A 13,341-nucleotide genomic window follows, 5' to 3' on the forward strand; every position below is an offset into this window, starting at 1 on the left:
GACGGGGCCCGGCCCTCCCCGGGCCGCGCCCCGTCCGTTCCCAGCCAGCCGGCCAGTTTGCCGCCGCGGCCCACCGCGCGGAGGCGGCGTTCGGCGGCGTCCCGGACCGGGTCGGTGGCGACGACGAGGAGTTCGTCCCCGCGCCGCAGCATCGTCGTCGGTCCCGGAACGAACGAGGTGCCCCCGCGCACGACGAGCGTGACGGCCGCCCCCTTCGGCAGCCGCAGTTCGCCGACCTCCACGCCGTGCATCCGCGACCCCTCCGGGATGCCGACCGACAGCAGGTGTCCGCGCAGCCGCTCCAGGGGCGCCGACTCGATGCCCAGGTCGGCCGCCTCCGCGTCCTCGCCGAGCCGCAGTTTGTGGGCCAGCCACGGCAGCGTCGGCCCTTGGACGAGGGTGTAGACGACGACCAGGATGAAGACGACGTTGAAGATCGACCGGCTGCCGGTGACGCCCTCCACCATCGGAATCGTCGCCAGGATGATGGGTACGGCGCCGCGCAGCCCCGCCCACGACATCAGCGCCTGTTCCTGCCAGGGCACCCGGAACGGCGCCAGGCTCAGCACGACGCTCAGCGGGCGGGCCACCACGGTCAGCACCAGCCCGATGATCAGTGCGGGCACGATGTCGTCGCCCAGTTCGTGCGGGGAGACCAGCAGGCCGAGCAGGACGAACATGCCGATCTGCGCGAGCCAGCCGAGTCCCTCGGCGAATCCGCGCGTGGCGGGCCAGTGCGGCAGCTTGGCGTTGCCCAGCACCATCGAGGCGAGATAGACGGCCAGGAAGCCGCTGCCGTGGGCCATGGCGCCCGCCGCGTACGCGGTGACGGCGATGGCCATGACGGCGATCGGATAGAGGCCGGAGGCCGGCAGTGCCACGTGTCTGAGTCCCAGGGAGCCCAGCCAGCCCACCGTGAGTCCGATGGCGGCGCCGATGGCCAGTTCCAGGGTGATCTCGCCGAGCAGGACGTACCAGTGCTCCATCGGGCCGGCCGTGGAGAAGGCGAGCACCAGGATGACCACGGGGGCGTCGTTGAAGCCGGACTCGGCCTCCAGCGTGCCCGTCACCCGCGAGGGGAGCGGAATGCGCCGCAGTACGGAGAAGACGGCCGCCGCGTCGGTCGAGGACACCACCGCGCCGATGATGAGCGCCTGCTGCCACTCCAGCCCGATCAGGAAGTGCGCGGCCGTCGCGGTGACACCGACGCTCGCCGCGACACCGACGGTCGCGAGGGCGGCGGAGGCGGGCAGGACGGGTTTGATCTCCGTCCACTTGGTGCCCAGGCCGCCCTCGGCCAGGATCACGACCAGGGCCGCGTATCCGATGACCTGTGTCAGCTCGGCGTTGTCGAAGTGGATGTCGCCGAGGCCGTCCTGGCCCATGGCGACGCCGATGCCCAGGTAGACGAGCAGGCTGGGGAGCCCGCTGCGCGAGGAGATCCGGACCGCCGCGACGGCGACGAGCAGGACCAGCGAGCAGACGAGCAGGAGCTGGTTGAGGTGGTGGACAGTCGTGGGCGTTCCCTTCACTGGCACCCGCGCGGTGCGCCCGAGCTCCTGTCCGGGGCCCGGGTGACCGGCGCGTTCACGACGAACTGCTTCGTTACCTTACCTAACTCTTGACGCTTTCTTGACGCCTGCCCCTGGCATCATCGAACGTCCGTCCGTGCTGGTACCCGACTCCGCGTCAAGTGACGGAGGCCCCTGCGCCTATCGTTGCTCCAGCGCTCAGTTAAAAGCACAGCCCGCCCTGCCGCTCGCGTAAGGACAGCAAGGACAGCGATGCCCCCCAATACCACCGCCTCCACGGGTCAGCAGCCCGGCAAGTCCGGCAGGAAGAAGGGGCGCAAAGCCCGTCTGGTCGTGTTCGTCCTGGTGCTGGCACTGATCGGTGGTGTCGTCTACGGGGCGTACTGGTCGGTCAGCACCGTGCGTGCCTCCTTCCCGCAGACCAAGGGCTCGATCACCCTCGAAGGCCTGTCGGGCACCGTCGACGTCAAGCGTGACGGCTACGGAATCCCGCAGATCTACGCCTCCTCCGACGAGGACCTGTTCATGGCGCAGGGCTACGTCCAGGCGCAGGACCGGTTCTACGAGATGGACGTCCGCCGGCACATGACCTCCGGGCGCCTGTCGGAGATGTTCGGCGAGAGCCAGGTCGAGACCGACGAGTTCCTGCGCACCCTGGGCTGGGCCCGGGTCGCCAAGGAGGAGTACGAGAAGAAGCTCTCCCCGGCGACGAAGAAGTACCTCGACGCCTACGCCAAGGGCGTCAACGCCTACTTGGAGGGCAAGGACGGCGCCGACATCTCACTGGAGTACGCGGCACTGGGCTTCACCAACGACTACAAGCCCGGCGCGTGGACCCCGGTGGACTCCCTGGCCTGGCTGAAGGCGATGGCCTGGGACCTGCGCGGCAACATGCAGGACGAGATCGACCGCGCCCTGCTGACCAGCCGCCTCGGCCCGGAGCAGATCGCCGACCTGTACCCGGCGTACCCGTACAGCCGGAACAAGCCGGTGGTGCAGGAGGGCCAGTACAACGAGCTCACCGGCACCTACGAGCCGGGCGGCGGCGAGAGCGGCGGCGGTACGGGTGACGGCACCGGCACCGACCCGGGCACGGGCATCGACCCGGGCACCGGTACGGGCACGGTGGACCCCGGCACCGGCGTGGAGGGCGCGTCCGGAGCGGGCGCCGCGGACGGGACCGCGGGCAGCACGGACGGCACCGCGGGCACCGGGAGCGGCCTGGAGGGCCAGCTGGCGGGTCTCCAGCAGGTCCTGCAGGACCTGCCGACCGCCGTCGGCGTCAACGGCGACGGCATCGGCTCCAACTCCTGGGTCGTCTCCGGGGAGCACACCATCACCGGTGAGCCGCTGCTGGCCAACGACCCGCACCTGTCGCCCGCGTTGCCGTCCGTCTGGTACCAGATGGGCCTGCACTGCCGCAGCGTCTCCGCCGCGTGCCAGTACGACGTCTCCGGCTACACCTTCGCGGGCCTGCCCGGCGTGATAATCGGCCACAACGCGGACATCGCCTGGGGCCTGACCAACTCCGGGGTCGACGTCACCGACCTCTACCTGGAGAAGATCACCGGCGAGGGCTACCAGTACGGCGACAAGGTGGTGCCGTTCACGTCCCGCGAGGAGACCATCAAGGTCGCCGGCGGCGAGGCACGGAAGATCGTCGTCCGGGAGACCGACAACGGCCCGCTGCTCTCCGACCGGTCCAAGGACCTGGTGCGGACCGGCAAGAAGGCCACCGTCGACTCCGCCGCACCCGACCGGGGCGACGGCTACGGCGTCTCCCTGCGCTGGACCGCGCTGGACGCCGGCCGCACCATGGACTCCGTCTTCGCGATCAACCGCGCGAAGGACTGGGACGGCTTCCGCGAGGCGGCCGCCCTGTTCGAAGTGCCCTCGCAGAACCTCGTCTACGCGGACACCGAGGGTCACATCGGCTACACGCTGCCCGGCAGGATCCCCACCCGCGCGAAGGGCCACGACGGTTCCATCCCGGCGCCCGGCTGGAACCCCAAGTACGGGTGGACCGGCTGGATCGAGCAGGACGAACTGCCCTACGAGTTCGATCCCGACCGCGGCTACATCGTCACCGCCAACCAGGCCGTGGTCGACCCCGACGCGTACCCGTACACCCTGACCACCGACTGGGGCTACGGCGCCCGCAGCCAGCGGATCAACGATCTGATCCAGTCGAAGATCAAGGACGGCGGCAAGATCTCCACCGACGACATGCGGCAGATGCAGCTCGACAACAGCAGCGCCATAGCCAAGCTGCTCGTACCCGAACTGCTCAAGATCGACGTCAAGGACCCGGCCGTACGCGAGGCGCAGAAGCTGCTGGAGGGCTGGGACTACACCCAGGACGCCGACTCGGCGGCGGCCGCCTACTTCAACTCCGTCTGGCGCAACACCCTCAAGCTCGCCTTCGGCCACAAGCTGCCCAAGGAAGTACGGGTCAAGGGCCAGTGCCTGTGGGTCGACCCGGTCGACCCGGTCGGCCCCGCCGAGGAGCGCGTCAAGGTCCGCGAGTGCGGTCTGCGCGAGGCGGACCAGGCCCAGCCCGACGGCGGCGACCGCTGGTTCGAGGTGGTCCGCACGCTGATGGAGGACGAGGACAGCGGCTGGTGGACGACCCCGGAGTCCGGCACCCGCGAAGCCGCGGAGAACCGTGACGAGCTGTTCCGGCGCGCCATGGTCGACGCGCGGTGGGAGCTCACCGCCAAGCTCGGCAAGGACATCGACACCTGGAGCTGGGGCCGGCTGCACCGCCTGTTCCTGAAGAACCAGACCCTGGGCACCGACGGCCCCGGTTTCGTGCAGTACGCCCTCAACCGCGGGCCCTGGAAGCTCGGCGGCGGCGAGGCCACGGTCAACGCGACCGGCTGGAACGCCGCCGGCGGCTACGGCGTGGTGTGGGTGCCGTCGATGCGCATGGTGGTCAACCTGGGCGATCTCGACAAGTCGCGGTGGATCAACCTCACCGGCGCCTCCGGCCACGCCTACAACGCCCACTACGTCGACCAGACGGACAAGTGGGCCGACGGCGAACTGCTCGAATGGGCCCACTCGGAGAAGGCGGTCGAGAAGAGCACCGAGGACACTCTGCTGCTCAAGCCGTGAGCGGGCGCTGAGCGAGCCGCTCATCCGACACGGAAGACACGGAAGACACGAAAGAGGGAAAGCGGCCTCCACGCACACGCGTGGAGGCCGCTTCCCGTAAGCCGGATCAGTCGAACCGCTGTACCCCCGAAGGCGTCACCACCGCGTGCACCGGACGGTCGTGGGGCTCCTCGGGAACCCGGTCGAGGACCTCCGTGTCGTACAGCAGCACTACCAGTGCCGGGTGCGCGCCCGCGCGTCCCAGCCGGTCCAGCACCCGGTCGTACGAGCCCCCACCGCGCCCCAGCCGCATCCCGCGCGCGTCGACGGCCAGGCCCGGCAGCAGCACCACGTCCGCCCCGGTCACGGCGTCCGGCCCGAGGCGTTCCCCGGACGGCTCGAACAGCGTCATCCGCCCGCCGCCGTGCCGCACGCGTGCGAGGGACTCCTCGCCGGTGTACAGGCCCCAGTCCAGGTCGTTGTCGGGGAGCAGAGCCGGCAGCAGCACGCGTACGCCCCGGGCGCGCAGAGCGTCGAGGAGCGCGGGCGTGCCGGGTTCACTCCCCACGGAGACGTACGCGGCCACCGTGCGCGCGTGCGCCAGTTCGGGCAGCCCGAGCGCACGATCGGCCAGCGCGGTCGCGGACTCCCGTACGTCGTCCGCCGTCAACCTGCCCCTTGCCAGGAGGATTTCCCGTCGCAATGCGCGCTTGGCATGATCGTCCGCACGTTCGTTCTGTCTCAACTCTGTCCCCGTACCGTTCTAATATGCTCATATGAGCGTTAAGTGTGCGGAACCCCAGATTCCCTGCGAAGGCAGCGGATATGGTGGCGGGCATGATTCAGTCGCACCCTCGGATCAGCAAGGCTGTCATCCCCGCAGCGGGCCTCGGTACCCGGTTCCTGCCGGCCACCAAGGCCACTCCCAAAGAGATGCTGCCGGTCGTCGACAAGCCGGCGATCCAGTACGTGGTCGAAGAGGCCGCCGCCGCAGGTCTCGACGACGTTCTCATGGTGACGGGCCGCAACAAACGCCCCCTGGAGGACCATTTCGACCGCAATTACGAACTTGAATCCGCCCTCAACCGGAAGGGCGACGCCGCCCGCCTCGCCAAGGTCCAGGAATCCAGCGACCTCGCGACGATGCACTACGTCCGTCAGGGCGACCCCAAGGGCCTCGGACACGCCGTCCTGTGCGCCGCCCCGCACGTCGGCGACGAGCCCTTCGCCGTCCTTCTCGGTGACGACCTGATCGACCCCCGCGACCCCCTGCTCCAGCGCATGATCGAGGTCCAGGAGCAGCACGGCGGCAGCGTCGTCGCGCTCATGGAGGTCGCCCCGGAGCAGATCCACCTCTACGGGTCCGCCGCCGTCGAGACCACCACGGACTCCGACGTCGTCCGGGTCAGCGGCCTCGTCGAGAAGCCCGACCCCGCAGACGCCCCCTCCAACTACGCCATCATCGGCCGCTACGTCCTCGACCCGGCCGTCTTCGGCATACTGCGCAAGACCGAGCCGGGCCGCGGCGGCGAGATCCAGCTCACCGACGCCCTCCAGCAGCTCGCGGCCGACGAGAAGATCGGCGGCCCGGTGCACGGCGTGGTCTTCAAGGGCCGCCGCTATGACACCGGCGACCGAGGCGACTACCTGCGTGCCATTGTCCGACTCGCGTGCGAACGTGAGGACCTGGGCCCGGACTTCCGGACCTGGCTCCGCCGTTACGTCACCGAGGAGATGCAGCAGCCTTGAGCACCGCCGCGCCCCGCACCGCAGGCCCGGACCACCTCTGGTCGGTGGACGAGCACCTGGACGACATCCTCGCCACCGTCCGCCCCCTGGAACCCATCGAGCTGCAGCTCCTCGACGCCCAGGGCTGCGTCCTGGTCGAGGACGTCACGGTGCCGGTGTCACTGCCGCCGTTCGACAACAGCTCCATGGACGGGTACGCGGTACGGGTCGCGGATGTCGCGGGCGCGAGCGAGCAGTACCCGGCGGCCCTCGAGGTCGTCGGTGACGTCGCGGCCGGCCAGGCCGGCCTGCTCCAGGTCGGCCCCGGCCAGGCCGTACGCATCATGACCGGCGCCCCGCTCCCGCCCGGCGCCGAGACCGTCGTCCCCGTCGAGTGGACCGACGGCGGGCTCGGCGAGGGCCCGGTCACCGGGATGCGGGCCCGCAGCCTGGCCCCAGAGGGCGCCACCGGGCAGGTGCTCGTGTACCGCCCGGCCGAGGCACGCGCACACGTGCGCGCCCAGGGCAGCGACGTACGGGCCGGCGACCGCGCACTGGAGGCCGGCACGGTCCTCGGCCCGCCCCAGATCTCCCTCCTGGCCGCGATCGGCCGCGGCTCCGTACGGGTGCGCCCGCGCCCGCGCGTGGTCGTGCTCTCCACCGGCAGCGAACTCGTCCAGCCCGACGAGGAGCTGAGCGCCGGTCAGATCTACGACTCCAACAGCTTCTCCCTCACCGCCTGCGCCCGCGACGCCGGCGCCATCGCCTACCGCGTGGGCGCCGTCGCCGACGACGCCGACACCCTGCGCGACACCATCGAGGACCAGCTGGTGCGCGCCGACCTGATGGTCACCACCGGCGGCGTCAGCGTCGGGGCGTACGACGTCGTCAGGGAGGCGCTGTCGTCCGTCGGCGACGAGGACGAGCCGGGCAGCGGCATCGACTTCCGCAAGCTCGCCATGCAGCCCGGCAAACCGCAGGGCTTCGGCTCCATCGGCCCCGACCACACCCCGCTGCTGGCCCTCCCCGGCAACCCGGTCTCCTCGTACGTCTCCTTCGAGCTGTTCGCCCGCCCCGCCATCCGCACCCTGATGGGCCTCACGGACGTCCACCGGCCGAGAACCCGCGCCACCCTCACCGCGGGCGGGGCGCTGAGCTCGCCGAAGGGCCGCCGCCAGTTCCTGCGCGGCCGGTACGCCGACGGCGAGGTGACCCCGGTCGGCGGCGCCGGATCCCACCTGGTGGCCGCCCTCGCCCAGGCGAACGCGTTGATCGTCGTCCCCGAGGACGTCGAGTCCGTCGCCCCCGGCAGCGACGTCGAGGTGATCCTGCTCGGCTGACCCGCGCGGGTTGGCGGTACCGTGTCGCGCACAGCAGGCCCGTGCGCCGCACCGCGGCGGGCCCGGACCGGGAGCGCCACACTCATGACCGTGCCTTCCCGGGGGGACACCCCCGGACCTCCAGCGCAGGACGACCGTACGCAGGACGAAACCCAGGGCCGTACGCAGGACGGAACCCAGGGCCGTACGCGGGACCGTACGCAGGACCACCTGACGCATCTCGACGAGGCGGGCGCCGCCCGCATGGTCGACGTCTCCGGCAAGGACGTGACCGCGCGCACCGCCCGCGCCACCGGCCGCGTCCTGGTCTCGCCCCGTGTGGTCGAACTGCTGCGCGGCGAGGGGGTGCCCAAGGGGGACGCCCTGGCCACCGCGCGGATCGCGGGCATCATGGGCGCCAAACGCACCCCCGACCTGATCCCGCTGTGCCACCCTCTCGCCCTCTCCGGTGTGACACTGGACCTGTCGGTCGCGGACGACGCCGTGGAGATCACGGCCACCGTGCGGACGACGGACCGTACGGGCGTCGAGATGGAGGCGCTCACCGCGGTCTCGGTCGCCGCGCTCACCGTGATCGACATGGTGAAGGCGGTCGACAAGAAGGCGGTCGTCACGGACGTGCGGGTCGAGGAGAAGACGGGCGGCAAGTCGGGCGACTGGAGCAGGGCATGACACTCGACGCATCCGCGGGCGACACACCGCTCGCGCCGTACAGCGCCTTGGTGGTCACCGCTTCCAACCGGGCCGCCGCCGGCGTCTACCAGGACACGGGCGGCCCGCTGATCGCCGAGAGCCTGCGGCGCTTCGGCTTCGCCGTCGACGGCCCCGAGGTGGTCCCGGACGGGGACCCGGTGGAGGCCGCGCTGCGCGCGGGTACGGAGGCCGGGTACGACGTCATCGTGACCACCGGCGGCACCGGCATCTCGCCCACCGACCGCACCCCCGAGGCGACCCGCGCGGTGATCGGCCACGAGGTGCCCGGCATCGCGGAGGCCATCCGGGCGTACGGCCGGGACAAGGTGCCGACGGCCGCCCTCTCCCGGGGCATCGCGGGAGTCGCGGGCGGCGGGACCCTGATCGTCAACCTCCCGGGGTCCAGGGGCGGGGTGAAGGACGGTCTGGCCGTCCTGGAACCGCTGCTGAGGCACGCGGTCGACCAGCTGCGCGGTGGTGACCACCCCGGGCCGGGGGCCGGCGGGGGTGCGAGCTGAACGGCTCGGCCTGGCCCGTGGAGCTGGCGGTCGGCGACGTCGTCCTCCGGCCCATAAAGATGCGCGACCAGCGGGCCTGGCGCGAGGTCAACCGCCGCAACCGTGACTGGCTGCGACCCTGGGAGGCGACCATCCCGCCGCCCACCCCCGCCGGTCCGGTCGTGCACCGGCCGACCTACCGACAGATGGTCCGTCATCTGAGGGCCGAGGCGCACGCGGGCCGGATGCTGCCGTTCGTCATCGAGTACCAGGGGCGTCTGGTCGGCCAGCTGACGGTCGCCGGGATCACCTGGGGGTCGATGTGCTCGGGTCACGTCGGTTACTGGGTGGACGAGGCGGTGGCCGGCCGCGGAGTGATGCCGACAGCCGTGGCGATGGCCGTGGACCACTGTTTTCGTAAGGTCGGGCTGCACCGCGTGGAGGTGTGCATTCGCCCCGAGAACGGGCCCAGTCGGCGGGTCGTGGAGAAACTCGGATTCCGCGCGGAGGGGATGCGCCCGCGTTATCTGCACATCGACGGAGCCTGGCGCGACCATCTCGTCTTCGCGCTCACGGCCGAGGAGGTGCCCGAGGGGTTGCTCGGCCGCTGGCAGCGGGAACGCTCCCGGCGTGAGCGGCCGGAGGGCGAGCGGCGTAATCCCGGAATCCCGCACGGCCCCGGTAATTGAATAAATGTTCGAATTTGATCGCCTGATGACCGCCCGAAGCCTGTGAAGGCAGGGAATTTCGCGTCTCGAGTGGTCTGCTGATCACATCGATCCAAAAAAAGTTCGAGATATCAGCCGGATCGTGCGACACACCGGCTCAATTGGCGGATGGCCTCACCTAAACCCCTCTACCGTGTGAGGCGTGAGCAGCAGCGGCCTCATCTACGCAGTCATTGTCGGGGCCTGGGCCGCCTACTTGGTGCCGATGTGGCTCCGTAGGCAGGACGAGCTGAACGAAGCCCGTCCGACGGAACGCTTCAGCACCGCCATCCGATTGTTGTCCGGACGGGCGGGAATGGAGCGCCGGTACGCCAAGGACCTGCGGGCGCGCTCCGCCGACGAGGAGGAGCAGAGCGCCCACGACCCGGACGCGGTCACCGATTCGGTGGACGTCCGGGCCTTCGCCGTGTCCCAGACCCGTCCGCAGGTACAGGCACCCGTACGGGAGCAGCCCGCCCAGCGGCCGGACCCCCAGCGGCCGGACCGGCGCGGCCCCGAATCCGGCCCCGACCCGGAGTCCGGCCCCGGCACCGAATCCGGCTCCGCGCGCGAGCGCGTCCCGTCCGCCCGCCGCGAACGGGACCCCCGACGGGCGCAGCCCGCCGGACCGCCCCGGCCCACCGCCCAGCAGTCCCGGGCGGCGCAGGCCTCCGCGGCGCGCGCCCGGCGCTCGAAGGTGCTCGCGCGCCGTCGGCGCACCACCACCCTGCTCTTCGTCGCCTTCACGCTCGGCGCGGTCGTCGCGGCGATCGGCGGCCTCGCGTTCCTGTGGGCGCCCGGAGTGCCGGCCGTCCTGCTGAGCGTCTACATCGCGTACCTGCGCACCCAGGAGCACCGCCGGTTCGCGTACCAGATGGACCGCCGCCAGGCGGAGGTCGCGGCGCAGCGGCTGCGTGAGCGCCAGCCGCGCCGCCGCGCGGGCGTCGACGACGTGGACACCGACGAACCGGAGGGACCCGGACAGGGCTTCGAGCCGGCCGCCGGACCGGAGCAGGAGACCGACCCCGGCCTCCTGGCGCTCGCCGCCGACCGGCGGGCGCTCGTGGAGCAGACCGACCACGCCGAGTGGGTCGACCAGCAGCGCGAGCGTCAGCGGCGCCCCGGCCAGGGCGGCGACAGCTGGGACCCGGTCCCGGTCCCGCTGCCCACGTACGTGACCGCCCCGGTCGCCCCGCGCGCCACCAGCGACGTGGACCTCGGCGCTCCGGACACCTGGAGTTCGGCCCGCTCGAGCTCCATGGCCCCGGGCCCGGAGGAGGCCGCCGCGTCCGACGACGCCGAACCCCACGACGCGGGCGCGGAGAACGACCACGACGACCACCGGGACGGCGACGGCCGCACCGACGCCGTCCCCCACGCTCGAAGGCGTTCACGCGGGGGGACCTCCACGGCAGCCTCGGCCCGCCGGGCGCGCGAGCGCGGCCGTACCCCGCTGTTCGACCAGTACGAGGACGGCGACCGCCCCCGCGCCGCCAACGAATGACCTTTCGAAACCGCAGGTGACCCCCCACCCGCAACGGATTTCCGAGCACCCCGATCGGGATGCTAAGGTTTCTCTCGTTGCAAGGGCCTGTGGCGCAGTCTGGTAGCGCACCTCGTTCGCATCGAGGGGGTCTGGGGTTCAAATCCCCACAGGTCCACCGCACGACTGTTCTTGAGTTCGCTCGGGAGCGGTTGACGAGATCCCGACCGATCTTCATGATCGCTCGGGATCTTCGTCGTTTTCCCCATCCCGGTCGCTTTCCGCCGCGAGGTGCTCCGCCGCGCCAAGCGGACAGGGCATCCGCCGGACCTTCAGCGCACCGTAGGGGCCCAGGGAGCGGCGGCTCGGCTCAAGTTCGGAGCTGACCGCAAACACCACAGTCCGCCGATTTCCAGTCGTTCGACGCTCCGCAGCAAACGGTATCTGGTGCCGCGTGAGACAGAGTCCGACGGTTGAGACGTGCTGTGAGGGTCATACGGCCGGCCGCAGAGCCCATCGCGGAAGCGCGACAGGTGCCGCCAATCATCTGGGCGCGAACCCCGGGATGTCTTCCGATGGTCCCTGACGTTGGTTCAGCTTGTCCACGTGCACGGACTGCGCGTCCCGTGCCTGGAGATCCAGCCTCACCGAGACCCATGGCTCAGGCGCGGGATGCCCCTGCGGAGCGGCGCTTTCCGGTGGTGAGAAAGATCAACAATGTGTCACCGGCTCCCTGCACCGGCCACGTTGAACGACCGAACGACCAAGGGCGGAACGGGGCGGTCGATTCGCGCCGTCCCGTTCCGCCGCCCACCAGGCTGTGTTGGCTCAGCGTCGGTCGGTGGCTCGCGGGTGCCCGGTGCCCGCGAAGGTGATCCAGCAGGTGTCGCGGGCTGTGTCCAGGAGGTACCAGATGCGGCCGCCGCCGGTCACTTCGATCTGCCATTGCTCGCAGGTCTGCCCGCGGTGGGTTCCGTGCGTCAGACCGCCCTTGAGGCGGTGGTGCCGGGGTGTCTCAGTGGCCGGTCTGGGCGCGGTGCGCAGGGTGATCCAGGCGCGGTAGGTGTTCTCGCGGGCCTGTTGGGCGAGGCTCCCCCAGCCCTTGGCCGAGGCCGCGTCGGCGAAGCGGACCTCCCAGTGGCCGTCGGGTGCCGGGGGCGCGGCGCGGTCGCCGCGACCTGCGCTCATGCGGCGCCCCGCGGGTCCGGTACCGGGCCGTAGTCTTCGCCGTGATCCTGGGTCAGCGCGGCCAGCAGTTCGGGGTCGGAGTAGACCTCGGCGGTGTGCTGCCAGGCGATGAGCAACTGGGCGACGGACGCGCTGTTGCCGAGCGAGTCGGCGGCGCGCATGGTGTCGACCAGTTCGACGGCGAAGGCGTGGAGATCGGGCTCGGGCAGGAAACGGACCCATGGGAATGCGTCCGGCAGTATGTCGAGGAGCAGTTCCATGCTGCCGGGCTCCCGGCGCGCCATCGCGGCCAGCATCCGGGTGGCTGCCGACACCACGGTCTGGTCCTGCTCGGCCCGCGCCGCGGTGGTGAGGACCAGATCCTCGCCGTCTCTGCGGTGCAGGAGCAGTCTCGGCGATTCCTGGAGCCGGGCAAGCGTCTGCTTGTTCTTGTTCACCAGCTCGGAGAAGTTCACGGCGGCGCTCTCGGTACCCATGACTTTGAAACTACTTCGAAACTCACCCCGGCACCATCACCCGCAAGAGGGGCACAGGTCGGCGGACCGGACGAGGCGTGGGCGACTCCCGGGTGCTGCGGCCGGCGCCGGGCACGGCGACGGTGTGGTCGGTCGGCCGCGCCGACGGCCCCGAGGGCACCTTCGCCCCACGCGTCCTGCGGTTCGGCTGAGAAACCGCCGTCGTCGGGCGGGGTGGGCAGGTCGAGGCCGCCGAGCGGCGATACGGCGAAACAGGACGGGACCGTCAGTCGGCGGTCCCGTCGTCGTTCCCGGCTGTGTCGGGTTGCCCGATGACGTACGTCCCCTTTGCGGGCAGCGTCGCGACGAGGCCCCGTTTCCGCAGTTCGACGATCGCGCGCCGCACGGTGCCGATGCTCACGCCATACAGGTCTGTCATGGCTCGCTCGCCGGGCAGCGCCGCTCCCTGCGGCAACTTGCCGGATGAGATGTCGGCAGCGATGGCATCCGTGAAGCTTCCCCTTGATGTTGGACACCTGGAGACTGGGACGTGAGGTTCCAGAGGAAGTAGTGCCAGGTGGGAAACAAGAGCAACCGCAGTAGGCGGTACCTGTAGGATTTC

Annotated in this window: 12 protein-coding genes and 1 tRNA gene; 8 read left to right on the top strand and 5 right to left on the bottom strand. The window is 70.9% G+C overall.

The features are described 5' to 3' along the window. A partial coding sequence (locus AOK11_RS20430) for a potassium/proton antiporter (protein WP_338058933.1) occupies positions 1-1,532 on the bottom strand: 1,532 nt, incomplete at its 3' end. 252 nt (positions 1,533-1,784) lie between these two features. Between AOK11_RS20430 and AOK11_RS20435 the strand changes: the two genes are divergently transcribed. Further along, positions 1,785-4,649, top strand: a complete 2,865-nt coding sequence (locus AOK11_RS20435) for a penicillin acylase family protein (RefSeq protein WP_055595174.1) — start codon at positions 1,785-1,787, stop codon at positions 4,647-4,649. Positions 4,650-4,755: 106 nt separating this feature from the next. Here the strand turns inward: AOK11_RS20435 and AOK11_RS20440 are convergent, their stop codons facing one another. Further along, entirely contained in the window at positions 4,756-5,298 is a 543-nt protein-coding gene (locus AOK11_RS20440; protein ID WP_055595175.1) for a 5-formyltetrahydrofolate cyclo-ligase, read from the bottom strand. Positions 5,299-5,465: 167 nt separating this feature from the next. Between AOK11_RS20440 and galU the strand changes: the two genes are divergently transcribed. The 7 genes from galU to AOK11_RS20475 all read left to right on the top strand — a co-directional run bounded on the left by galU (position 5,466) and on the right by AOK11_RS20475 (position 11,254). After that, the gene (gene galU / locus AOK11_RS20445; protein WP_055595184.1) at positions 5,466-6,377 is read left to right on the top strand and encodes a UTP--glucose-1-phosphate uridylyltransferase GalU; all 912 of its coding nucleotides are present in this window, start codon (positions 5,466-5,468) and stop codon (positions 6,375-6,377) included. After that, complete coding sequence (gene glp / locus AOK11_RS20450; protein WP_055595176.1) at positions 6,374-7,696, top strand: molybdotransferase-like divisome protein Glp; 1,323 nt, start codon at positions 6,374-6,376, stop codon at positions 7,694-7,696. Before galU ends, glp begins: the two co-directional genes overlap by 4 nt. Before the next feature lie 84 nt (positions 7,697-7,780). Beyond that, a complete protein-coding gene (gene moaC / locus AOK11_RS20455) occupies positions 7,781-8,368 on the top strand; it encodes a cyclic pyranopterin monophosphate synthase MoaC (protein WP_079034976.1) in 588 nt (195 codons plus the stop codon). Further along, complete coding sequence (locus AOK11_RS20460) at positions 8,365-8,907, top strand: MogA/MoaB family molybdenum cofactor biosynthesis protein (protein ID WP_055595177.1); 543 nt, start codon at positions 8,365-8,367, stop codon at positions 8,905-8,907. The genes moaC and AOK11_RS20460 overlap by 4 nt, the downstream gene beginning before the upstream one ends. Before the next feature lie 17 nt (positions 8,908-8,924). Then, positions 8,925-9,575: a GNAT family N-acetyltransferase gene (locus AOK11_RS20465; RefSeq protein WP_055595178.1), complete on the top strand. Its 651-nt coding sequence runs from the start codon at positions 8,925-8,927 to the stop codon at positions 9,573-9,575. A 181-nt stretch (positions 9,576-9,756) separates the two neighbouring features. Further along, positions 9,757-11,097 carry a divisome protein SepX/GlpR gene (gene sepX, locus AOK11_RS20470; RefSeq protein WP_055595179.1) on the top strand — a complete coding sequence of 447 codons (1,341 nt, stop codon included), beginning with the start codon at positions 9,757-9,759 and terminating at the stop codon, positions 11,095-11,097. An 83-nt stretch (positions 11,098-11,180) separates the two neighbouring features. Further along, positions 11,181-11,254 (top strand) — tRNA-Ala (locus AOK11_RS20475). Between the two features lie 650 nt (positions 11,255-11,904). On the opposite strand, the gene AOK11_RS20480 is transcribed toward AOK11_RS20475, so the two are convergent. The 3 genes from AOK11_RS20480 to AOK11_RS20490 all read right to left on the bottom strand — a co-directional run. Continuing rightward, on the bottom strand, positions 11,905-12,264 hold the full coding sequence (locus AOK11_RS20480) for a hypothetical protein (RefSeq protein WP_055595180.1): 360 nt from the start codon (positions 12,262-12,264) through the stop codon (positions 11,905-11,907). After that, a complete protein-coding gene (locus AOK11_RS20485; protein WP_055595181.1) occupies positions 12,261-12,740 on the bottom strand; it encodes a hypothetical protein in 480 nt (159 codons plus the stop codon). The genes AOK11_RS20480 and AOK11_RS20485 overlap by 4 nt, the downstream gene beginning before the upstream one ends. 265 nt (positions 12,741-13,005) lie before the next feature. Beyond that, positions 13,006-13,341, bottom strand: a 336-nt coding sequence (locus AOK11_RS20490; RefSeq protein ID WP_420903004.1) for a winged helix-turn-helix domain-containing protein, incomplete at its 5' end; no start/stop codon positions are given.

Source organism: Streptomyces hirsutus (assembly GCF_001418415.1).
GTDB classification, from domain to species: domain Bacteria; phylum Actinomycetota; class Actinomycetes; order Streptomycetales; family Streptomycetaceae; genus Streptomyces; species Streptomyces hirsutus.

Excerpts from the sequence above, each read along its gene's own strand:
- AOK11_RS20435 (WP_055595174.1), top strand. The coding sequence starts at position 1,785 with ATGCCCCCCAATACCACCGCCTCCACGGGTCAGCAGCCCGGCAAGTCC.
- moaC (WP_079034976.1), top strand. The coding sequence starts at position 7,781 with ATGACCGTGCCTTCCCGGGGGGACACCCCCGGACCTCCAGCGCAGGAC.
- AOK11_RS20460 (WP_055595177.1), top strand. The coding sequence starts at position 8,365 with ATGACACTCGACGCATCCGCGGGCGACACACCGCTCGCGCCGTACAGC.
- AOK11_RS20480 (WP_055595180.1), bottom strand. The coding sequence starts at position 12,264 with ATGAGCGCAGGTCGCGGCGACCGCGCCGCGCCCCCGGCACCCGACGGC.
- AOK11_RS20485 (WP_055595181.1), bottom strand. The coding sequence starts at position 12,740 with ATGGGTACCGAGAGCGCCGCCGTGAACTTCTCCGAGCTGGTGAACAAG.
- galU (WP_055595184.1), top strand. The coding sequence starts at position 5,466 with ATGATTCAGTCGCACCCTCGGATCAGCAAGGCTGTCATCCCCGCAGCG.